Below are 20,844 nucleotides of genomic sequence, written 5' to 3'. Positions count from 1 at the left end.
GCGTAGGGGGTCTACTCGGTCATGAGGAAACTGATCTACACGTTCGGCGTATCCCTGGACGGCTACATCAACGACCGTGACGGCAGCATCGACTGGACTGTCCCGGACGAGGAGCTGCACCAGTTCCACAACGACAGGTATCGCGAGATCGAGGTCTCGCTGCACGGTCGTCGCCTGTATGAGTTGATGGCCGAGTACTGGCCGCACGTGCCCGAGGACGCGTCGCGCATCGAGCGCGAGTTCGGCGCGCTCTGGACGGAGAAACCCAAGGTCGTCTTCTCCCGGACGCTCACCGAGGTGCATTGGAACAGCACCCTGGTCAGTGACAACGCGGTCGAGGAGGTCCGCAGGCTCAAGGCCGGAGGCGATGGCGTCATGGAGGTCGGTGGCGCGAGCCTGGCGGCCTCGCTGATGCCACACGGGCTCATCGACGAGTACCAGCTGTTCTTCTCGCCCGTGGTACTCGGCGGCGGCACACCGCTGTTCCCATCACTGGACAAGCGCATCCAGCTCCGATTGGCCGAGACGAGGCACTTCAACACCGTGGTGATGCTGCGCTACCTCGCCGATTGAGGTCCGTTCAACCGCAGCAGCCCCTTCGAGCGCGACCGTCACCGCAGCGGTGCGATCGTCGAGGTCCACAAAGTAGATCCGAACGTGTGCACGAACTGTTCGGGCAACCTTTCGGACCGATGTGCCGTCGTGGCCGTCGTCTATCTGACGGCAGCCGCTCTGAGCAGACCCTCCGCCGTCGGGCTGTCGGTCACGAGGGTGTTCACGTAGCCCGCGCGCGCCGCCACGAGGATGGAATCCACTTTGTCTTGGCCGATGGCCACGCCGATCGTGTGCGGTATGCGCGGGAGGTCCTCTAGCGGGATGGCGATGAGGCGCTCGAACCCACTGGACTCGATCGGCGCTCCGTCGGGTCCGTAGGGCCGGGCGCAGATGTCACCGACGGCGTGCTCGAGCGTTGCCTCCCGCGCCGAGATGACGCTCGGCAACGACGAGCGGTGCAGCGGTGGCGCTCCGATCCCGAGTAGTGCGGCGCGCGCGGACCGCCACAGTTGCTGGACCCGTTGGATCTGTGGGTCACTCATCAACGCTTCGTGCAGGGTCGGGGTCGGCATGGCCGGGGCGTACAGCATGACGGGGACCGCGCCGACCCGCAGCGCCAGCGCTCGGGTGATCTCGTTCGACTGGTAGTGCGCCTCCGGCTCTTCCATACCGCCGACTGTCGGGCACAGTACGACGCCGGGCAGCGGCGGGAGATCGTGCCGTGCGACTGCGAATACCGTTGCGCCAGTTGACACTAGAAGTGTATCGCCGGGGCGCAGTTGCGATTCGGTGAGCGCGTCGGCGACGCGGGGAGCGAGCAGCGTCCCCAATTCCACGCCTGGGGACTCCGGTGTCACGTATGCCGCGGTTAGTCCGAGCGCCTGGCGGAGATCGTGTTCGAGGTCGGTCAGCGCCCGCTTCTCCGGGTTACGGATTGTGACTTGGACGATGCCGGTCTCGCGTGCCTCGGCGAGGAGACGACTCACGGTCGCACGGCTGGTGCCGATTTGGTGGGCGATCTCGGCCTGAGTCGCGTTGTCTAGGTAGTACAGCCGCGCCGCCTGGTACACCAGCCCGGGAGGAAACCGGCGGCGGGTGGCCGCATCGATACTCCCGGCTGCTCGGTCTCTCATCGGCATCCTCCTTCCGTGCGAATCGGTGTGCAGATGTTCAGAGTATTGGATCGAGTCTGAACATTTGTGCTGTACATTTGTTCACCGATGTCTATAGTGACATAGAACACGCTCCCTTCGGGAGGCGGCAGGCAGAAGGAGTCACTCGTGACTGATCGACAAGACACCCGGTCAGCCGTTGGCGCTGGTGACACGATGCAGGCAGTCGTGTGTCACGGTCCCGCTGATTACCGGCTGGAGAAGCTACCGGTCCCGTCGCGGAGACCGGGAGAGGCACTCATCCGGGTCGAGGCCGTCGGCATTTGCGCGAGCGATCTGAAGTGCTACCACGGCGCATCGAAGTTCTGGGGTGACGAAAACCGGGCGGCATGGGCGGAGACCGAGGTCGTACCGGGGCATGAGATCACCGGGCGGATCGTCGAGCTCGACGATGCCGCTCGCGAGCGCTGGGGCGTCGAGGTAGGCGATCGCATCGTCGTCGAGCAGATCGTTCCATGCTGGAACTGCCGCTACTGTGCCGAGGGCAACTACCACATGTGTCAGGTGCACGACATCTATGGCTTCAAGCGCGCAACCCACGGCGGCATGCAGGAGTACATGGTCATCACGCCGGGTTCTCTGGTCCATCGGATCAGCGCTGACATTCCCCCCGCGCACGCGGCCTTCGCGGAGCCGCTGTCGTGCGCACTCCACGCCGTCGAACGGGCCGACATCACGTTCTCCGATGTGGTTGTCGTCGCCGGGTGCGGGCCCATCGGCCTCGGCATGGTCGCGGGTGCGGCGGCGAAGTCTGCGGCCCAGGTCATTGCGCTGGACATGGAGCCGCGCAAGTTGGAACTTGCGGCGCGCGCCGGGGCCACGATGACGATAGACATCAGCAAGCAAGATCCCGTTGCCCGCGTTCGTGAACTTACCGGTGGATATGGCGCCGATGTCTACCTGGAGGCGACCGGGCACCCGTCGGCGGTGATCCAGGGCCTCAACCTGCTGCGCAAGCTCGGTCGCTTCATCGAATACAGCGTCTTCAAGGAGGCGGTGACCGTCGATTGGACGATCATCAGCGATGACAAGGAACTCGACGTGCGCGGTGCCCATCTAGGACCGAACTGCTGGCCTGCTGCGATCCGACTCATCGAAGGCGGCAAGCTCCCGCTCGACGACATCTGCACCCACCAGCTGCCGATCGCGGAGTTCGCGCGCGGACTCGACCTAGTCGCGTCGGGCAAGGAGTCGATCAAGGTTTCACTCATTCCCTGATCGGTCGGCTCGCGACTGGCCGAACCGTGCTCGCCCACTGCCACCCGGACATCACATCAGATCGGAAAGACCTCGTTATGAACGTTAAGACCACCCGGGCCGCCATTGTCGTCGCTCTTGCCCTCACCCTGCCGCTCGCGGCGTGTAGCTCGGGCAAGAACGCCAAAACCGCTACCGGCGGTATCGATGGCGCGAAGGTCGCCTTCCTCATGCCGGACCAGGCATCGACCCGGTATGAGCAGCACGATGCGCCGGGCTTCAAGGCTGCGCTCGGCAAGGTGTGCGCGAGCTGTACGGTGCTCTACAACAATGCCAACGCTGACGCGGCGAAACAGCAGCAGCAGTTCGACGCCGCCATCTCGCAGGGCGTCAAGGCCATTGTGATCGATCCGGTCGACTCCACGGCCGCGGCCTCCATGGTGTCACGTGCGCAGGCCAGGGGAATCAAGGTCGTTGCCTACGATCGGCCCATCCCGGATGCGAAGGTCGATTACTACGTGTCCTTCGACAACGAGGCCATCGGCAAGGCGATCGCCGAATCGCTGGTCAAGCATATGAAGGACACCGGCGTCCCGACCGACAAAGGGATCTTGGAGGTCAACGGTTCACCGACCGACGCGGCAGCCGGTCTGATCAAGAAGGGCATTCACGAAGGCCTCGCCAGCGGCGGGTACGCGACGCTCGCCGAGTACGACACCCCTGACTGGGCGCCGACCGCTGCTCAGCAGTGGGTCGCGGGCCAGGTCTCCCGGTTCGGTGGGCAGATCGGCGGGATCGTCGCGGCCAACGACGGGACGGCCGGTGGCGCCATTGCCGCGTTGAAGGCTGCGAACGTCAAGCCTATTCCACCGGTTACCGGTAACGACGCGACAAACGCTGGGCTGCAGCTGGTGATCTCGGGTGACCAGTACAACACGATCTCCAAGCCGAGCGAGATCGTTGCTGCCGCAGCAGCTGAAGTCGTCGTGGATCTCGTCGAGGGCAAGCCGGTCGAGGCCGTCGGTGGCGGCAATCTGACAACCGTCTTCACGGCCCCGACCATGCTCTTCGTGCCGAAGGTCGTCACGCGGGACAACCTGAAGGCCGATATTGTCGACGCCAAGATCAACACTGCGGCGGAGCTGTGCACTGGTGCCTATGCCGCCGGATGCACGGCACTGGGGATCTCCTGAAACCGCCTTCACCTCATCGATAGAGTTCTTATGACAGCCACGGCAACATCGCCCACGACGCCGGTGCTCAGCCTTCGCGGTATCGGCAAGACTTTCGGCGCGGTCTCCGCGCTGGCCGACATCGACATGGAAGTCCACGCCGGTGAAGTGGTCGCCCTCGTCGGTGACAATGGGGCCGGTAAGTCCACTTTGGTCAAGGTTCTGTCCGGTGTCCATCAGCCCGACTCCGGTGAGCTGTTCTTCGACGGCAAGCCCGTCACGATTCCCTCGCCGAACGCGGCACTCGAACTCGGCATCGCGACTGTGTTCCAGGATCTGGCGCTCTGTGAGAATCTCGACGTCGTCGCGAACCTGTTTCTCGGTCGAGAGCTCGGTAGGACGCGGCTCAGCGAGGTCGAGATGGAGACCCGGTCCTGGGAGCTGCTCGGGGAGCTATCGGCTCGGATCCCGAGCGTTCGCGTCCCCATCGCGTCGCTGTCGGGTGGTCAGCGCCAAACCGTCGCTATCGCCCGGTCGCTGCTGGTCAACCCGCGGCTCATCATGCTCGATGAGCCGACTGCCGCCCTGGGGGTGGCACAGACCGCGGAAGTCCTCAACCTGATCGAACGGGTGCGCGCCAAGGGGCTCGGAGTCATCATGATCAGTCACAACATGGAGGACGTTCGGGCGGTCGCGGACAGGATCGTGGTGCTGCGGCTCGGTCGCAACAGCGGAACCTTCGGTCCGGATGCGAGCAACCACGAGCTCGTCGCGGCGATCACGGGCGCCACGGACAATGTCGTCGCTCGTCGATCGGCCCGGCGAGCGGTCGCGGTCGACGCGGCTGTGGCGAACACCGCAGAGGAGCTGTCATGAGTCAGACGGAAACGTCCACGAAATCCGAGGCGGCCGAGCGCACTGAACTCGACCGCCAGGACAGCCGAGTAACCGTCGGTGTGGGCGGGGTCGGCGCGATGATCACCGGATTCGGTCGCCGCGTGCGCTCCGGTGATCTGGGAGCGCTGCCTGTCCTCGTCGGTCTGGTCGGCATCGCCGTTGTTTTCCAGACCCTGAACCCGGTCTTCCTCACCTCGACGAACCTGGTCAACCTGCTGTACGACAGTGCGGCCGTCGGCATGATCTCCCTGGGCATCGTGCTGGTCCTGATTCTCGGGGAAATCGACCTGTCGGTGGGTTCCCTGAGTGGTCTGTCGGCGGCGTTCCTCGGGGTCTTGTGGGTCAACAAGGGCTGGCCCATGCCGGTGGCCGTCCTAGCGGCTCTGCTCAGCGGTGCGCTGATCGGGCTGCTCTATTCACTGGTCTATACCCGATTCGGTATGCCGAGCTTTGTTGTGACTCTGGCTGGCCTGCTCGCCTTCCTCGGACTTCAGCTTCAGCTGCTCGGCAGCCATGGGTCGATCAACCTTCCGTACGGTTCGCAGCTGGTGACCTTCGGCCAGCAGCAGTTCCTCCCACCCGCTGTGGCCTATGTAATCTGCGTCGTCGCCGCGGGCGGTGTGCTCGTCGCGGGTCTGGCGAACATCCGAGAACGGGCCCGGGCCAATCTATCCCGGCCGTCCGTGCAATCCCGGCTGATCAACAGCGGTGCGCTCCTGGTCGTCTTGCTCGCCGCCGCCTGGTACCTCAACCAGGACAATGGAGTGCCGTGGATGTTCATGGTCTTCGTCATCGCGGTCGTGGTGGCGAACTATGGCTTGACTCGGACCCGTTGGGGAAGGCATATGTTCGCGGTCGGCGGTAGCGTCGAGGCCGCGCGCCGGGCCGGTATCAACGTCAACCGGGTCTATATGTCTGCGTTCGTCCTCACCGGCACGCTCGCGGCGCTCGGAGGTATTTTCATGGCGGCTCGGCTGGCCTCGGCCAGCCAGAGTGCTGGCACCGGTGACGTCAATCTCAATGCCATCGCCGCAGCCGTCATCGGCGGCACCAGCCTGTTCGGCGGTCGAGGATCGGCGTATTCGGCTCTGCTGGGAATCCTTGTGATCCAGTCCATTTCGAATGGACTGACATTGCTGAATCTGTCGTCGGCGCCGCGGTTCATGATCACCGGTGCTGTGCTCGCCCTGGCGGTACTCATCGATTCCTTGGCGCGACGATCCCGGGTCTCGCACGGACAGGCGTGAGGATCGATTCATTGGCGCGACGATCCCGCGTCTCGCACGGACAGGCATGAGATCCGCGCCAGTGTCCGGAATCCTCCGCAGAGGTAAGCAGGGCCCCGTCATGCATGTTCCGCGAATATCCGTCCGGCATGCGCGGAGTCACTCCGTGAAGGGGGATTCCTGGATGGCGGACAGCGTGTGCACGAGCGGCTTCGTCGCTCCGTACAGGCTGTCGTAGACGCCGAACAGGTCGTCGTAAAGTGCCCGGGTGCGGGGATTGGGTTCGATGAGCTGACCGACTGTCGCCCAGTCGGTCTCCGGTGGGACCAGGCCGGTTCCGATCGCGGCGAGCAGTGCGTCGCCGTAGCTCGCGCCTACGGTTTGGGTCGGCACCACCTGGGGTCGGCCGACGACGTCGCTGACGATCTGAGTCCACAAGCCACCCTGCGTTCCGCCGCCGACAGCCACGAGCCGTTCGATCGGGGTCTGCTCGCTGTCGAGAAACTCGATGATCTGCCGGATGCCGTAGGCGATGCCCTCGTATGCGGCACGGAAGAGATGGCCGCGCCCGTGCCGCAGACTGAGTCCGGCGACGACCCCACGCGCTCTCGGGTCGAAGATCGGCGTGCGCTCACCAGCGAAGTACGGCAGCAGTACCAGGCCGTCGGATCCAGGCGGCACAGCAGCGGCCTCGGCGATGAGCTGTTCGAACGGCACGTCCCCGGTCAGCTGCTGAACCCATGACGTGAGCGACCCCGAGGTCGACATTCCCGCGGCGAGCGTGAACTGCCCCGGCTCGATGCCAGAGGTCGTCCATAGCAGCGGGTGGGTTTGCAGCGTCGGCAGAACCTGGACGAAGAACATCGTCGAGCCGTACATCAGCATCACGTCCCCGGGTCGCCGGACCCCGGCGCTGAACGCCTCACTCCAGGCGTCGACGGTGCCCGCGCAGACGGGGGTCCCGGCGGGCAGACCCGTCTGCTGTGCGGCGGCGGACGTTATTGCGCCCACCACCTCATGTGGCCACACGATTTGCGGCATCTCGAGATGCCCGGTGATATCGCCGATCCAATCCTGGGCCCAATCTTGGCCGCGCAGGTCATACAGCGGGTCACTCTGGCTGGCCGTATGGTGGTCGAGCACATAGGCCCCGGTCAGTTTCGCCACGGCATATGAGCTGGAGTTGTACCACCGGCTGGCCCGCCGCCACACGTCGGGCTCGTTGCGCGCCACCCACAGCATTTTCGGTCCCACTGCTTGGGTCGACAGAGCTTTACCGCAACGCTGCAGCACTTTGTCGGCACCGAGTCGGTCGGTGAGTTCAGTGATCTCCGCGGTAGCTCGCATGTCGATTCCATAGAGAATCGCCGACCGGACCGGGCGCAAATCCTGGTCACACAGCAGCAGGCATGGACCGACGCCACTGACGCATATGCCAGCTAGACGATGCTCTGCGATATGGGGAACGAGTTCCCGGCATACCTCGACCAGATCGCCCCACCAGACGGTCTCTGCATCTACCTCTGCCCAGCCCGGCCGAGGAAGGCTCATGCCGTGTTTTCGGACCGCTGTCGCGAGGATCGTGCCGTCGCTGGTTGTCAGCACCCCCTTGGTGCTGCCCGTACCCATGTCGACACCGAGCAGCAGATCCGACAACCCAGTCACCCGCACTTCCACATCGTTCCCGCGCGTTCGGCATCAGGGTAATGGAGTCGGGCGGCCGATAGCGGACGGTTCCGGTCGTCCAGTTCTGTTTTGGTACTTCGTCGTGCACACTCAGGCCCGTTGCGCGCGAGCCAGGGCCTCTCGCGGCGTGGATCGGCCTCGGTTCAGCGGGTGGCGATGATTGCCGAGCCGTGACCGAACAGGCCCTGATTCACCGCGATGCCCGCACGGGCGTTCTCCACTTGGCGGCCATCGGCTCGGCCGCGCAATTGCCAGGTGAGCTCGCAGATCTGAGCGATCGCCTGCGCGGGGATCGCCTCACCGAAGCAGGCCAGGCCACCACTGGGGTTCACCGGCACGCGTCCACCCAAAGTTGTTGCGCCGCTGCGCAATAGTCCCTCGGCGTCGCCGGTGTCGCAGATTCCGATGTCCTCGTACCAGTCCAATTCCAGGGCGGTCGAGAGGTCGTAGACCTCCGCGAAGGACAGATCGGAGGGCCCGAGCCCGGCCTCCTCGTACGCGGCGTGCGCGATGGCGGAACGGAACGTGTGCGGCGGTGCCTCGACGGCCACGGCGGAGTCCGTCGCGAAATCCGGTAGGTCGAGGACGGTTTTCGGAAATGTCGGCGTGACCGTCGACAGCGCCCGGATACGGACCGGGTCGGTGACGCCGTGGCGGCGTGCGTATTCCATCGACGTCAGTACCAGTGCCGCACCGCCGTCACTGGTCGCGCAGATGTCGAGCAGCCGCAGCGGGTCCGAGACGATCGCCGAGGCAGCGACCTCCTCGGCCGAAACCTCCTTGCGGTAGCGGGCGTACGGGTTGTTCAGTCCGTGCTTGGCGTTTTTCACCTTGACCGCGGCGAAATCGTCGAGCGTGGCGCCGTGCAGAGCCATCCGTCGGCGGGCATAGAGCGCGAAATAGATGGGGTTGGTCGCACCGAGCAGGTGGAAGCGCAACCAGTCCGGGTCGTCGCGGCGTTCACCGCCGACCGGCTGGAAGAAGCCCTTCGGGGCGGCATCCGCGCCGATAACCAGCGCTACATCGGTCAACCCGGCCAGGATCTGGGCGCGCGCATTGGCGATGGCCTGCGCACCGGAGGCGCAGGCGGCGTAGCTGCTCGAGATCCGCGCACCCGACCAGCCCAACGCCTGGGCGAATGTCGCACCGGAGACGAAACCGGGGTATCCGTTGCGGATCGTGTCCGCACCGGCGATGTAGCCGACGTCGAGGTGGTCCACCCCGGCATCTGCCAGTGCCGCGCGCGCCGCGACCAGCCCGTATTCGACGAAATTGCGCCCCCATTTGCCCCATTGGTGCATGCCCGCACCGAGCACGGCAATGTCGCGATCATTCGTGTCAGGCATCGACCGGCCTCCACATCCACACCGTGTGCTCGGCTTCCTCGTCCTCGTACAGCACGCCGACGGTCAGTTCCACCGGCATGCCGACGGCCAGGTCGTCCACCGTTAGGCCACGCACAACCTGCCCGAGAATCACCATCTGCTCGACCTCCAGCTCCACCGCCGCGACCACATACGGCTCGAACGGGTCGGGGGAGACATAGGGCGGGGGCGGCTTGTACCGGGCATCCGCGTATGACCAGATCCGGCCACGCGTGGAGAACAGGTACTCGACCAGCTCGGAGCCGTCCTTCGGACTTGCGCACCGCGGGTTGCGACAGGCCAGCGTGTTCTGCGGGAAATACGGTGTGCCGCACACATCGCAGCGACTTCCCATGAGACGTACCGCGCCGTCGTCCGCGGTGAACCAATCCGTCACCGCGGGGCGTTGTTCTTTCTGCACAAACCCGACGTTATAGGAACATGTTCTATTTTGGCGCGGAACTCGGCACCGGCGATGTACCCGCGGCGGTACGGTGAGGCGAATCGAGGACGCGACGAGACCTCGAGTCGACCTGGAGTACCGATGGGCACCAAAGCCATTCACCCGCAGTCGATCCGCAACGTCATGATCATCGGGGACCCCGACGAGACGACACGAGTCGCCCACCGCCTGTGCCGCCGTTTCGCCAGGACCGGCGCGGCGGACACGGTCCATTGGGTGATGGGCCGCGTCGATCACACAATCCATATCGCCGAGCTGTCGAGCCACGCGCCCATCGCGGAGTTGGAACAGTCGATCCGGGTAGCCGACGGGGTGATCGCGGTCGTGAACGCTGCCGTGCGGAGCACCCCGCGGCTCGAGACGATACTGCGGGTTGCCGACGACCACCAGGTCGCACGGCTGTGTCTGGTGACCGCACTCGACCATCCCGCCGCCGATTTCGACCGCTGCGTCCGCACGATCGCCCAGACGCGCGGGGCGGTGCCGTTGACGCTGCAGATTCCTATCGGCATCGGCACCGAGTTCGAAGGCGTCATCGATCTGGTTCCGATGTGGGCGCTCGAACCGATGGCCGTCGAATTCTACGGCAGCCATTGGAAAGTCGCCGAGCAGTGGTATCGCCACCTCGTGGCGGCGGTGCTGGAACAGGACGCGGCGGATTCGCTCGGCCTGCGAGAGATCCCACCCGAACAGTTGCACGAGCGCATCCGCTGCCGCACACGCCTCGGCGACGCTGTGCCCGTCCTCTGTGATGCGGCGCCATGGAGTGACGATGTCGCCCCGCTGCTGGACGCCATCGTCCGATATCTGCCGTCTCCCCTGCACGTCTGTCAACCGGAACACGCTCTCGACCATTGACGGACGCTGTCATCGGCGACGACTTCGGCACTTCCGCGAGATCGACTGCCATTCAATGGTTATGACTCGGGTTAACAAGGTTTTGTTCAGGATTTTCCAGGTCGAGTCCACGATAGTGATTCCGGCACAACGGAATCGGCGAATGGGATTCATCGCGATGGATGACTTCGAACATCAGGATCGAGACGTCGACGGATATACCTACTCCCACCCAACGAATGGTTCGGATCGCCCGGACGATGTGGTGACAGCAAGCGATACATCCGACCGCCGACTGTCGACGGATGGTTCGCCACTGCAGGACAGCAAGGTGCCCGCACCCCTGGCGTCTGTGCCGACGGCACGGTTGGTCGCCATCGTGTGCGCAGTGGTCTTCGTGCTGGCCTGGCTCATCGCCGGATTTTTCAGTGAGAACCCCGAAAACGATCTGGATCGGCGATTGCGGTATCAGGAGTGCATCAGCCAGGAGCAGGCTCGCATCGCCCGCGAGGGCAGCCTTCTCCAACCCGAAGATTTCTGCAATCTCTACCCTGGCCGCTGACCCAGGTCGGCATGAGCGGGAAGTCCTGAGCCACAGCGCATCTGGGTCAGTGCCGCTTCAGGGTGCCGACACTCAGCGATCCGCTCGCAGCGGTCCGCAGCTTCTTCTCTTCCGCACGAACGTAGCCGACGGGATCCTTGTCCACGGGCTGGACTCCGGCGTAGTTGCGCGCCTCGTAAGCGGCGAATGCCACGGCCAGCTGATGGCGGCGCGGCAGCCCCGTCAGGCGGCGGAAGTCGGTGAGGCCCTCGCGTTCTTCCTCGGCCATGTGATCGCTGTTGGCCAGGTTCGCCGCCGCCACGGCCGCGTACCAGTCATCGGTGCCGACCTGATGACGCGCCACTTCGGCGATCGCGTCCCTGATCTCGTTGTGGTCGTGGATAGCGTCGAGCGTCTCGTCCTCCACCCCAGCCGCGCGCCGGGCCGCGATACCCGCCTGCAGCAGTGCGGGGTAGAAGATCTCCTCCTCCGCCTGCGCGTGCAGCTCGAGGAAGGCGGCGAGCCTGTCCCAAATCGCGGAAAGCACGCCGGTCTCCGCGCGATCGATCTGTTCCAGTATCGCGAATAGCCGCCGCTGTTCATGGTGGTCATCGAGGATCAGCTCGGTAATGTCCATAATTTCCTCCCTGATACCGCACGCGGGTTTGTATTTCGATGTGGACACGATATCGAGGACTGTCACTTCGGCTCACCGCGCCCGGCACAGACTCGAACGGCTCCAAAGATCCAGTGATCACCTTTCATGCTTGGACACCTGTATAGGTTTGCTGACTCGAAAGGAACTGTGAATTGGGCACTCTGGGCACTCCACTCAAGAAAATCGTCATCACCAGCGCGATTATCGGCGGGACCGGCATGGCATACATCGGCCAAGCGTCTGCCGCTACCGATCAGGAATGGGACAGCCTCGCCGCATGTGAGTCGGGTGGTAATTGGACCAGCAACACCGGCAACGGATTTCAGGGCGGCCTGCAATTCTCGCCGGGCACATGGGCTGCATATGGCGGTGCCGCGTATGGGCAGACCGCCGACAAAGCCACCCGTGAGCAGCAGATCGCCGTCGCCGAGCGGATACTCGCCGTTCAGGGCTGGGGGCCGTGGCCAGGTTGTTCGGCAGCGCTCGGCCTCCGGTGAGACAGCCCAGCTGTACATCGGGTCCGACCGAGCGATGCCACTGTCGTAGGTCCACGTGAACGCCGCCCGCCACGGTCGACACCTCGCGGAGTAGCCACGACGGTCAGTGGGAAGAGCGACCGCCCTAGCGATACCGGTGAGCGCTCTTTACTCCACCCCGAGCCCGCTTCCGGGGTCGCCCGCGTGGCCGACCCGATCTGTCGGGGCGGACGACGGCGGATAGTCGTCGACGGTCATGGAGTTGTATAGGCGCGCGCTTTTGGTGGCGAGACGGACGAAGGCGCGGCTAGGCCCCGCGGGCAGCGCGGAAATCAGGCGGGTGCCCTGGACCAACCCTGACACGCCGAGGCGGGATGTCGGGATCAGGGTCTTCGCCGCGCTCAGCGCGCCCGCGTGGCTGCCGCGCACGTGCTCGGTCATCGCGCGTTCGTAGGCGGGGAAGGCGCGCTCGTGGTCGCCGCGCGCGCGGGCCAGTTCCCCGGCGAGGACATATGCACCGACGACGGCCAGGGTGGTGCTGCCGCCGACGGCCGGGCCGGGGCAGTAGCCCGCGTCGCCCACGAGTGTCACCCGCCCCCGCGACCAGCTGTCCATGCGGAGCTGGGTGATCGAGTCGAAGTAGAACGCGGGGGTGCGGTCGAGTTCGTCCAGCCAGCGGTCCACGTCGGCGTGCATGCCGCCGAACGCATTGCGCAGCAGGTCTTTCTGCCGGGGCACGTCACGGTGGTGGTAGTCGAGCTGGTGCTCGCTGCGGAACAGGAACAACGCCCGCGCGTCGTCGAGGTGCCGTGCGCCGTAGATGCCCGCGGTGCGTCCGACGCCGACGTGGATGCGGACCTCACGGTCGAGGCCGAAGGCCTCGGGCAGGGTCAGCACACCGAGGTAGGCCCCGATGAAGGCGCTGAAGCGGGACTCGTCGCCGAAGACGAGGCTGCGCACGTTGGAGTGCAGCCCGTCCGCGCCGACGATCAGATCGAAGCGGCGCGGCGCGGCGTTCTCGAACCGCACTTCGCCATCGGGTGAGATCGCGGTGATCGAGTCGCCGAAGACATACTCGACGTCGTCGCGCGCGGCGTCGTAGTAGATCTCGCTCAACTCGTCACGCATGATCTCGACGTGCCGGTCGGAGGTGGCGCCGAAGATCTTGGCCAAGTCCACCCCGACGCAACGTCGTGCGCCCTCGCGGTACAGGGTCATCCGCTTCGTGCCGGTCGCCCGCTCCTCGACGCGTGGGAGCACGCCCATCTTCTCCGAGATGTCCATCGCGGGCCGGAACAGGTCGACCGCGTGGCCGCCGGTCTTGCGCAGCACCGGAGCGCGCTCGACGACGGTGACCGAAAAGCCGTGCCGGGTGAGCCAATATGCCAATACCGGACCGGCGACGCTGGCACCGGAAATGAGAATCCGCATGAGTATTTCCTTATTTGGTCGAGGTCGGGGAGCGCCACCGGCGATCCTGTTCACCGAAGATCACCAGCGCTTCGACTGTCGCCGCTGGTGCGGAACAATGTCTTGAACAAATGCTCCCGAGCCTCCAGCATGTGAGGGTGCGCTTCACACGGCCGGAACCTGTGTGGGATGTCGTCTGTCCGTCGCGACCCAGCAGGATCCCCGGCGTAGTCATGGCGGGGTTCCGCGATCACGGGGTGAATCCTGTTGACCAGCGGACACTTCCGCATCCCGCTGCGACACTGGTATTGGATTTCGGTGCCCGCTCGCCCGTCGTGGACGACAGCACCGGACAGTGGCGGGGCAGCCTCGCCACCGGTCTCGGAGCCCGGACGCGGCGCGTGCGCGGCGAGCAGATGGAATGCGTGCAAGTGCGGTTGTCACCGTTGATCGCGGGTGCCGTGCTCGGCGCCCCCCTCGCCGAATTGACCGACGCCGTTGTACCTCTGGACGACCTGTGGGGCCGGGAGGCGGCGCGTATCCGCGAGCGGATGGCTGAAACTCCCTCGTGGACAGAGCGTTTCGCGCTCATCGAGATGTTGCTGGCCAGCCGTTGGGCGGCCGAACCGTCGGCCGAGCCGGAAGTGATCTGGGCCTGGCGGCGGATCCGGGCAGGGCACGGACTGGTCCGGATCGATGCCTTGGCCGATGAGGTCGGTTGGAGCCGCAAACGCCTGTGGTCCCGATTCCGAGCGCAAGTCGGTTTGCCGCCCAAGCGAGCGGCGACATTGATTCGCTTCGACCGTGCCGTCCATGGCCTCGCCGCCGGAATCGACCCGGCCCGGGTCGCGGCCGAGGGCGGCTACGCCGACCAATCCCACCTGCACCGCGATATCGTCGCGTTCGCGGGCGTCACGCCGACGGCCGTAGCCCGCGAATCCTGGCTGGCCGTCGACGACCTCGCATGGCCGCAACGAGCTGCCCTGCCTCAGACGAATTGAAATCAGCGGCCTGGTGGCGCGTTCGCCGATGAGCGCAGCCGATGAAGCTGAGGTTGCGCCGTTCTCGGACGCGGCAGCTAGACCTCAGCGTTGCGCCTAACGATCTCGGCAGATCGCAGGGCGCGGCTGACACGTCCGAGCCATCTGGCTTCGTCGAGCAACGTGTCGGTGCCGCCTTGTTCAGTGGACAGGGTCATCGTCGTGTTGTGGCGGGGCGGGTGGCCTGCTTGTTTCGCCGTGATCGCGGACGCGATGACGGCCGCCTCGATCATCGGGCCCCGCTCATGGTCCGGCAAGCCGAGTGCGTCGTATCGATCGGCGGCGAGTTGTCGCGCCCGTGGATCGGCATACCCGCGTAACGCCAGTTGCGCGTCCCGAATGTCGATGACCCGGCGACAGAGCCGAAATTCGGCGTCCCGCAAGGGATTCCATTCGCGGCTGGCAGGCAGCGGCACAACGCACGTCGTGCCGGTCGCGGATGTCAGGTGCCCGCTCAGCGCACTGAGTTGTCGTTCGGCTCGGTGGCATCGGTAAGCGTGCAGCAGCGCTCCCAGAAACTCGCCCCCCGATGGCAGTGCCATCCCGGTGATGACGATGAGCAGTCCGGCTACGGTGAGTAGTCCGTCCACGGTGGCATACACGGGCCGGGGTGCGTGGCCGAGATCGGCTGCGACCAGTACGTATCCGAGGAAGGCCAGGCGTGCGATCACGGCGATGCCGCCCAATGCGATTACCCGGAATCCGATGCGCAGCCAGGGTTTCGCGGTGAGCGCGGCGTAGCGGAACCCGAACACTACCGCCGCGACGGCGCTGACACCGACGTAGCAGATGAACAGATACCGGTATCGGGCATCATTCGCGGAGGCCGGTGGGAAGGCGGCGAACAGTAAGACGACAGCGCCGACGACAACTACGAATCCCGCGTAGCACAGCGGGGATCTGCGCCGCGCGATCTCGGTCCGTGTCGTAAGGTACACAAACCATATCTGGCTCGCGCACACCGCGAGCATCGCCGTGATGTCACTGAGCAGGATGCCGACTGTTCGAACGTGAGTGTGCTGGTCGATGGCGTCGGATTCGAGCCATAGCATCATGGTCGCCAGGATCGCGGCGGCGAAAAGCGCGCTCGCACGGTGCATCCCGTTGTCCGGATCCCGGATGATGTCGCGAGCCTTGATAGCCAGGACGGCGCCACATGCGAACGCGGTGAGCAGGATGAGCAGAATCGGGTCGGGGGTCACAGTGACTTGTCCAAGCGGCGGACTATGTCGGCGATCGCCGGATCGGCAGCGACGGTGATCGGCTGGCTCGACCGGTGCGCGCGTTGCAGGAGCAATGTCGCCGTCATCTCGGCCTCGGTTTCCTGCTCGGTCGATCCGCAGGATCTGGCGAGCACCTGTCCTTGGATCTCCTGGGCGATGTGCACGAACATGCAGTGCTGTCGATCATCGCCGATCGGCTGACCGCGGTGACCGAAGAGTAGATGCGCGAATTCGTGGAAGATGATCTGCTGGCGGTGAATCGGGCTGGCGGACTCCTCATAGATGACGGAATGCCCGCGTTCGTCGGTGATCAGCAAGCCGAGTGGACTCGCTGGCGGCAAGGCCATCGGGATCAGTTCGATCCGTCTGCCCACATGACTCTCCAGACGCTCACACACTTCGCCGATACCGAAACGAACTGGTAGCTCGAGTGCGTCGATTCGCCTTTCGCAGCGCTTCCGCAAATCAGTGGTCCGCATGGCAGTCCTTGCTGGTTGGGGTTGTTCGTGTGTTATTGGTCGTTGGGGCGGCCTGCGGGTAGTCGCTCCAATCGGCGGAATCGGTTGATGACGTCGGTGACCGCGGTGGCGACCTCCTCGTTGCTTAGCTCGCGACCGTCGGGCCTGCGTACGACATCGAACAGGTGGGTCGATTTCGACGCCAACGTCGAGGCTGTGTCGTCCACGGATCGCCTTTCCGTCAACTGGAATGGTTGCGAATCATTATCGCTTGACAACCGTTGACAGGACACGCCAAGCGTGGCAATAATCAGGCGCGTCAACTGATGTGAAGATGGTTCGCCCATCGCAATCACACCGGTTGACACTCTGATAGATGCGTTATGTGTTGGCGAGAGGACCGGCAGTGGGCAGAAGCACCCCGGAGGCCGATCGTCGGCAGGTCCTTGGTTCATCGCGACATTGCTCGTCACCGGCGCGAGAAGGTCGCGGTCCTGGTTGTCCACCCGATGCGACACAGTCCCGCGCCGCTGCCGGGCAGGACCGGCCGCAGCTCGAGCTGGACTCGATCGCCTGGAAAACACCAGGTGGAAATCAGCCTGGACGGCGATGCGTCGGCGCCGTGTGTGGCATCCAGGTGTGGCGATGAAGGACTACTCCCGGCAGATATTGAGTGGCGAGGGCGATAACGACTACACCCGTTATATGCGTACCGATCGACTTCTGGATCTGCAGCGTCGTCCGGACGAGATGGTGCACCGTGACGAATTACTGTTCCAAATCGTCCATCAGTCGACCGAGTTGTGGCTGAAGCTGGCCTGCACCGAGTTACGCAAGGCAGCCGACCATATCGATAATGCCGATCTGAACAACGCAATCGCATTATTGACCCGAGCGTGTCTGGCAATGGATCTCATTACCGACCAGTTGGAGATGATGCGCCATCTGTCACCATGGGACTTCCAAACTATCCGTACCATTCTCGGCCACGGTTCGGGATCCGATTCTCCGGGCTGGCTTTCGGTGCGGCGAGATAGTCGGGCTATCGGGAAATCGTTCACCACGTTCGTGCAGAATCGGGGTATCGAACTTATCGAGGTATATCGGGCCGAGCAGCATTCCGAAATACACCGCCTGGCCGAGGCCATGATCGAATGGGATGAGCGGGTTTCTTTGTGGCGGGTGCGGCACTTCAAGATCACCGCACGGTTGATCGGACATCATGCCACCGGCACGCAGGGCACGCCGGTCGCAATGCTGACCAAACTGATCTCGCACCGGCTTTTTCCCGAACTATGGGAAATCAGAAGTTTCCTCACGGAGACCGGGCCGATGGCGCAGCCGAATGCCGATCTGCCCGGGAAGTTCGGCGATGAGTAGTCGGCCGATCGCTCCCGAGGAATTCCGATCTCACTTTCCGATTTTGCGACGCGCAGTACATCTGGCAAGTTGCAGCGTTGGGGCTCGTTCGGTGGAGCTCGATGGTGCGTTGGCGCGGATGCTGGAGGAGATGACCCGTCCCGGCGCGGCCTGGGAGGCATTCGAGAACCAGATCAGTATGGCAAGAAAGCGATTTGCGGCACTGATCGGTGCGCGGTTGGACCAAGTGGCGGTAGTTCCCAACGCATCGATCGGCGCCTTCCAGGTCGCTTCTACGCGAAGCTGGCAAGCTCGCCCTCGTATCGTTACCACAACAGCCGAATTTCCGTCTATTGCCCATGTCTGGCGTGCCCAGCGGCAATGCGGCGCCGAGGTTGTCGACGCCGGTCATACCGTGGATAGTTTCACGGCGCTCATCGACCGGACAACCCGCTTGGTTTCGGTGCCTTTGATCAGTTATCAGCACGCCGCCCGGCTACCGGTCATGGAAGTGGTCCAGGCTGCGCACGCGGCCGGTGCCGAAGTATTCGTCGATGCCTATCAGGCGATCGGTGTGGATCCCGTGGACGTCGGAAGCCTCGGCTGCGATTTCCTCGTTGCGGGGACTTCGAAGTACTTACTCGGCTTGCCCGGCCTCGCTTTCCTCTACGCCCGTGCGCCTGAGAATTCCGACCGCATACCGACTCTGACAGGGTGGTTCGGGCGAGTCGACCCGTATGCTTTCAACCCCTTCCAATTGGACTTCCCGGCATCGGCGGCGCGATTCGAAACCGGTACACCGGCCGTGTCGGCATGCTATGCCGCCGTGGCGGGGCTACAGCTTGTCGGTGATCTGGATCTCGCACTTGTTCGCAATCATGTAGGGCGCCTGGGCGAACTGGCTCGCGAGCAATTGAGCGCACAAGGTGAGCGTGTGTGCGCCGTCCCGATCGAGCGCCGTGGAGCACATATAGGAATTATCGACGGCGATCCCGCCGGACTGGGTCGCCGACTGGCCGGACATGACATCGCGGTCAGCCCACGTCATGACGTGGTCAGGGTGTCATTTCACTATTACAGCAATGATGCGGACATCACCGCCCTATGTGCAGCCCTGCGCGAAATCCGGCGTACGTTCTGAATTTTTCTTTTGCATAGACGGAAAGGCTCTGATGTCGACCGCTGAACTCGAGTCGTGGCTATGCGTGCCAGCCGCTGAACGATTCCCCTACGACGCGGTTCTCGGCGGGTATCACAGTGTCGGCAAGCATTTCGTGCCCACCGACACGTTGGAACTACTCGACCAGGCCCGCGCGGTACTGCCCCGGCTCGGTGGTCCTTGGCCACCGATACGAGTCCTCACCGCATTTCTGGACTGTGCGCTGGATAAACGGGACAACCGATATAGCTATCCGACTTACCTGGCGCTGCGGCTGCTCGAACTGCCCGTCATCGATGACCCGATAGAGCAGGCGCTTTTCGCGCGGTCTCGGTGTGATCGGCGCACTGTGCAACTTCTCGCGGATGTTCTGGCCTTCGAACTGGCCGCGATAGCTGACCGAACCACACTGCTGCCGACGATGCGTCCGCCACGGAATGTGGTCGACAAGCGGATTCGGCATGGATTGCGTGCGCTCCGGCCAGCGCTGACGCGCTTGGCACTGGATCGCGGGTTGACCGCCGACGAGCCAGTCGAGCGGGCGCAGCAAGTCAGCGCATTCGTGCACGCCGACATGTCCTTTGCCGAGCGGCGGGTGCTCGAGCTGAGTATCCTGCCGGTCTACACCATGCACGACGAGTACCTGTTTCTTCGGGTGCTGCAGACCTTCGAGACAATCTTCACGCTTGTGGCCATGCACCTGCGCGGTGCTGTGGCAGCGCTGACCGCCGGCGACGTGAGCCGAGCTATCCACTTCATCAGCAACTCGACGACTGCACTGCGCGAGGCGGCACCGCTGTTCTCGATGCTTGCCACGATGCAGATCGAGTCCTTCCGGACTTTCCGTCAGTTCACCGAGGGCGCCAGCGCGATCCAGTCGCGAAGCTACAAGCTCGTCGAGTCGCTGTGTCGGCGTCCGGACGCCGAGCGGGTCGAGTCACCCGCATACCACTCGGTGCCTGAGGTTCGCGACCGGGTTCTCGCCGGTCAGGGATGCACGCTCGACGATGCCTTCACCATTGCCAGCCGCTCGGGCGACATCGCCGGACCCGAGCTGGCCCGGCTGGCGGAAGTGATGGCAAACTTCTCGGCCGCTCTGCTCCGCTGGCGCACCACTCATTATCGACTGGCAGTGCGCATGCTCGGCGGTGCCAGTGGCACCGGATATACCGAGGGCACCCCCTATTTGGCGGCCTCGCGCACGATTCCGGTTTTCACCACCGTCGAGCCCGTCGACAACGTGGCTCCCGACAACCCGATTGTGGTCTGACACTTCACGATTCGCCGACCCCCCGGGTCCGCATGGCAGCTATTGGTCGTTGGTACGGCCTGCGGGTAGTCGCTCCAATCGGCGGAATCGGTTGATGACGTCGGTGACCGCGGCCAGGCTTTCGGCGGATAGTCCGGCGGCTCGTAGTGCCACATCGCGGACGCCCGCGTCGCGCATGGCGGCCAGTAGGCCTAGCTCGGCATCGACTTCGCGGCTGGTTTCGTCGTCGAAGAAGTAGGCGGGGGGAACTCCGAAGAATCGGGCCAGTGCGCTCAGGTGTCGGAAGGTGGGGTTGTCTCGTTGGCCGGTGCGCAGATACCAGACATACGAGCCCGACATCTTCACCTCTTGGTCGCGGGTGACCGCGGTGGCGACCTCCTCGTTGCTGAACTCGCGACCGTCGGGCCTGCGTACGACGTCGAACAGATGGGTCAATTTCGACGCCAACGTCGAGGGTGCTTCGTCTTCCTCCACCGATCGCCTTTCCGTCAACTGGAATGGTTCCCAACCATTATCGCTTGACGCCCGTTGACAGACAATGACAGGCATGGTGCAATCGGGGTATCAACTGGTGTGAATGAGATTCGACGCCACCGTCACATATGTTGACGTGGTTGGCGTCATGCGCGGGCGGGGGTTCCGAAGGGAGAACAGGTGGGGCAACCGCGACGGTTCCGAATG

At 64.2% G+C, this 20,844-nt stretch carries 21 protein-coding genes and 1 pseudogene; 12 read left to right on the top strand and 10 right to left on the bottom strand.

What is annotated here, in order from left to right; all coding sequences use genetic code 11:
- Window positions 1-21: 21 nt before the first annotated feature.
- Window positions 22-573, top strand: coding sequence for a dihydrofolate reductase family protein (locus NA5_RS11625; RefSeq protein ID WP_062984872.1), 552 nt, complete (start codon window positions 22-24; stop codon window positions 571-573).
- 140 nt (window positions 574-713) lie between these two features.
- Here NA5_RS11625 and NA5_RS11620 read toward each other — a convergent pair whose 3' ends face one another.
- Window positions 714-1,688, bottom strand: coding sequence for a sugar-binding transcriptional regulator (locus NA5_RS11620; protein ID WP_062984870.1), 975 nt, complete (start codon window positions 1,686-1,688; stop codon window positions 714-716).
- Between the two features lie 195 nt (window positions 1,689-1,883).
- Here NA5_RS11620 and NA5_RS11615 point away from each other — a divergent pair, with 195 nt between their 5' ends.
- From NA5_RS11615 to NA5_RS11600, 4 genes are all read left to right on the top strand, one after another.
- A complete protein-coding gene (locus NA5_RS11615) occupies window positions 1,884-2,945 on the top strand; it encodes a zinc-binding dehydrogenase (RefSeq protein WP_062984868.1) in 1,062 nt (353 codons plus the stop codon).
- 77 nt (window positions 2,946-3,022) lie between these two features.
- Entirely contained in the window at window positions 3,023-4,117 is a 1,095-nt protein-coding gene (locus tag NA5_RS11610; protein ID WP_062984866.1) for a substrate-binding domain-containing protein, read from the top strand.
- 30 nt (window positions 4,118-4,147) lie between these two features.
- Window positions 4,148-4,972: an ATP-binding cassette domain-containing protein gene (locus NA5_RS11605; protein WP_062984864.1), complete on the top strand. Its 825-nt coding sequence runs from the start codon at window positions 4,148-4,150 to the stop codon at window positions 4,970-4,972.
- On the top strand, window positions 4,969-6,240 hold the full coding sequence (locus tag NA5_RS11600; RefSeq protein ID WP_062984863.1) for a sugar ABC transporter permease: 1,272 nt from the start codon (window positions 4,969-4,971) through the stop codon (window positions 6,238-6,240). Before NA5_RS11605 ends, NA5_RS11600 begins: the two co-directional genes overlap by 4 nt.
- 138 nt (window positions 6,241-6,378) lie before the next feature.
- Here NA5_RS11600 and NA5_RS11595 read toward each other — a convergent pair whose 3' ends face one another.
- From NA5_RS11595 to NA5_RS11585, 3 genes are all read right to left on the bottom strand, one after another.
- Window positions 6,379-7,884, bottom strand: a complete 1,506-nt coding sequence (locus NA5_RS11595; protein ID WP_281201705.1) for an FGGY-family carbohydrate kinase — start codon at window positions 7,882-7,884, stop codon at window positions 6,379-6,381.
- Window positions 7,885-8,048: 164 nt separating this feature from the next.
- Window positions 8,049-9,251: a lipid-transfer protein gene (locus NA5_RS11590; protein WP_062984862.1), complete on the bottom strand. Its 1,203-nt coding sequence runs from the start codon at window positions 9,249-9,251 to the stop codon at window positions 8,049-8,051.
- Complete coding sequence (locus NA5_RS11585; RefSeq protein WP_174555228.1) at window positions 9,244-9,666, bottom strand: Zn-ribbon domain-containing OB-fold protein; 423 nt, start codon at window positions 9,664-9,666, stop codon at window positions 9,244-9,246. Before NA5_RS11585 ends, NA5_RS11590 begins: the two co-directional genes overlap by 8 nt.
- Window positions 9,667-9,813: 147 nt before the next feature.
- Here NA5_RS11585 and NA5_RS11580 point away from each other — a divergent pair, with 147 nt between their 5' ends.
- The gene (locus NA5_RS11580) at window positions 9,814-10,590 is read left to right on the top strand and encodes a GTP-binding protein (protein WP_062984861.1); all 777 of its coding nucleotides are present in this window, start codon (window positions 9,814-9,816) and stop codon (window positions 10,588-10,590) included.
- Between the two features lie 142 nt (window positions 10,591-10,732).
- Window positions 10,733-11,131, top strand: coding sequence for a hypothetical protein (locus tag NA5_RS11575; protein WP_157110343.1), 399 nt, complete (start codon window positions 10,733-10,735; stop codon window positions 11,129-11,131).
- Between the two features lie 46 nt (window positions 11,132-11,177).
- Here NA5_RS11575 and NA5_RS11570 read toward each other — a convergent pair whose 3' ends face one another.
- Entirely contained in the window at window positions 11,178-11,747 is a 570-nt protein-coding gene (locus NA5_RS11570) for a hemerythrin domain-containing protein (protein ID WP_062985223.1), read from the bottom strand.
- Between the two features lie 182 nt (window positions 11,748-11,929).
- On the opposite strand from NA5_RS11570, the pseudogene NA5_RS11565 reads away from it, so the two are divergent.
- Window positions 11,930-12,259: pseudogene (locus tag NA5_RS11565) on the top strand (transglycosylase family protein); the annotation flags it as partial.
- Between the two features lie 153 nt (window positions 12,260-12,412).
- Here NA5_RS11565 and NA5_RS11560 read toward each other — a convergent pair.
- Window positions 12,413-13,675, bottom strand: a complete 1,263-nt coding sequence (locus tag NA5_RS11560; protein WP_062984856.1) for an FAD-dependent monooxygenase — start codon at window positions 13,673-13,675, stop codon at window positions 12,413-12,415.
- 236 nt (window positions 13,676-13,911) lie between these two features.
- Here NA5_RS11560 and NA5_RS11555 point away from each other — a divergent pair, with 236 nt between their 5' ends.
- Window positions 13,912-14,655: a helix-turn-helix domain-containing protein gene (locus NA5_RS11555; protein ID WP_245672193.1), complete on the top strand. Its 744-nt coding sequence runs from the start codon at window positions 13,912-13,914 to the stop codon at window positions 14,653-14,655.
- 77 nt (window positions 14,656-14,732) lie between these two features.
- On the opposite strand, the gene NA5_RS11550 is transcribed toward NA5_RS11555, so the two are convergent.
- From NA5_RS11550 to NA5_RS40295, 3 genes are all read right to left on the bottom strand, one after another.
- Window positions 14,733-15,896, bottom strand: a complete 1,164-nt coding sequence (locus tag NA5_RS11550) for an MAB_1171c family putative transporter (RefSeq protein ID WP_062984852.1) — start codon at window positions 15,894-15,896, stop codon at window positions 14,733-14,735.
- Window positions 15,893-16,291: an ImmA/IrrE family metallo-endopeptidase gene (locus NA5_RS11545; RefSeq protein ID WP_062984850.1), complete on the bottom strand. Its 399-nt coding sequence runs from the start codon at window positions 16,289-16,291 to the stop codon at window positions 15,893-15,895. Before NA5_RS11545 ends, NA5_RS11550 begins: the two co-directional genes overlap by 4 nt.
- Before the next feature lie 137 nt (window positions 16,292-16,428).
- Window positions 16,429-16,602 (bottom strand): hypothetical protein, encoded by a 174-nt coding sequence (locus tag NA5_RS40295; protein WP_157110342.1) that lies wholly within the window; start codon window positions 16,600-16,602, stop codon window positions 16,429-16,431.
- A 418-nt stretch (window positions 16,603-17,020) separates the two neighbouring features.
- On the opposite strand from NA5_RS40295, the gene NA5_RS11540 reads away from it, so the two are divergent.
- From NA5_RS11540 to NA5_RS11530, 3 genes are all read left to right on the top strand, one after another.
- Entirely contained in the window at window positions 17,021-17,755 is a 735-nt protein-coding gene (locus tag NA5_RS11540) for a tryptophan 2,3-dioxygenase family protein (protein WP_062984848.1), read from the top strand.
- A gap of 91 nt (window positions 17,756-17,846) precedes the next feature.
- Complete coding sequence (locus tag NA5_RS11535; RefSeq protein WP_218020077.1) at window positions 17,847-18,875, top strand: aminotransferase class V-fold PLP-dependent enzyme; 1,029 nt, start codon at window positions 17,847-17,849, stop codon at window positions 18,873-18,875.
- A 31-nt stretch (window positions 18,876-18,906) separates the two neighbouring features.
- Window positions 18,907-20,163, top strand: coding sequence for a tryptophan 2,3-dioxygenase (locus NA5_RS11530; RefSeq protein WP_062984844.1), 1,257 nt, complete (start codon window positions 18,907-18,909; stop codon window positions 20,161-20,163).
- A gap of 39 nt (window positions 20,164-20,202) precedes the next feature.
- On the opposite strand, the gene NA5_RS11525 is transcribed toward NA5_RS11530, so the two are convergent.
- Window positions 20,203-20,637, bottom strand: coding sequence for a hypothetical protein (locus NA5_RS11525; protein ID WP_062984842.1), 435 nt, complete (start codon window positions 20,635-20,637; stop codon window positions 20,203-20,205).
- Window positions 20,638-20,844 lie beyond the last annotated feature (207 nt).

The sequence above is a fragment of the Nocardia anaemiae NBRC 100462 genome (genome assembly GCF_001612725.1).
Classification (GTDB): Bacteria; Actinomycetota; Actinomycetes; order Mycobacteriales; family Mycobacteriaceae; genus Nocardia; species Nocardia anaemiae.
Note: the sequence above shows the minus strand (reverse complement) of the source record. Positions and strands in the feature narration are given on the sequence as shown.

Bases quoted from the DNA above. Each gene is read 5' to 3' on its own strand.
- NA5_RS11610 (WP_062984866.1), top strand. From the start codon at position 3,023: ATGAACGTTAAGACCACCCGGGCCGCCATTGTCGTCGCTCTTGCCCTC.
- NA5_RS11540 (WP_062984848.1), top strand. From the start codon at position 17,021: ATGAAGGACTACTCCCGGCAGATATTGAGTGGCGAGGGCGATAACGAC.
- NA5_RS11625 (WP_062984872.1), top strand. From the start codon at position 22: ATGAGGAAACTGATCTACACGTTCGGCGTATCCCTGGACGGCTACATC.
- NA5_RS11590 (WP_062984862.1), bottom strand. From the start codon at position 9,251: ATGCCTGACACGAATGATCGCGACATTGCCGTGCTCGGTGCGGGCATG.
- NA5_RS11575 (WP_157110343.1), top strand. From the start codon at position 10,733: ATGGGATTCATCGCGATGGATGACTTCGAACATCAGGATCGAGACGTC.
- NA5_RS11620 (WP_062984870.1), bottom strand. From the start codon at position 1,688: ATGAGAGACCGAGCAGCCGGGAGTATCGATGCGGCCACCCGCCGCCGG.
- NA5_RS11605 (WP_062984864.1), top strand. From the start codon at position 4,148: ATGACAGCCACGGCAACATCGCCCACGACGCCGGTGCTCAGCCTTCGC.
- NA5_RS11615 (WP_062984868.1), top strand. From the start codon at position 1,884: ATGCAGGCAGTCGTGTGTCACGGTCCCGCTGATTACCGGCTGGAGAAG.
- NA5_RS11530 (WP_062984844.1), top strand. From the start codon at position 18,907: ATGTCGACCGCTGAACTCGAGTCGTGGCTATGCGTGCCAGCCGCTGAA.
- NA5_RS11560 (WP_062984856.1), bottom strand. From the start codon at position 13,675: ATGCGGATTCTCATTTCCGGTGCCAGCGTCGCCGGTCCGGTATTGGCA.
- NA5_RS11580 (WP_062984861.1), top strand. From the start codon at position 9,814: ATGGGCACCAAAGCCATTCACCCGCAGTCGATCCGCAACGTCATGATC.
- NA5_RS11600 (WP_062984863.1), top strand. From the start codon at position 4,969: ATGAGTCAGACGGAAACGTCCACGAAATCCGAGGCGGCCGAGCGCACT.
- NA5_RS11570 (WP_062985223.1), bottom strand. From the start codon at position 11,747: ATGGACATTACCGAGCTGATCCTCGATGACCACCATGAACAGCGGCGG.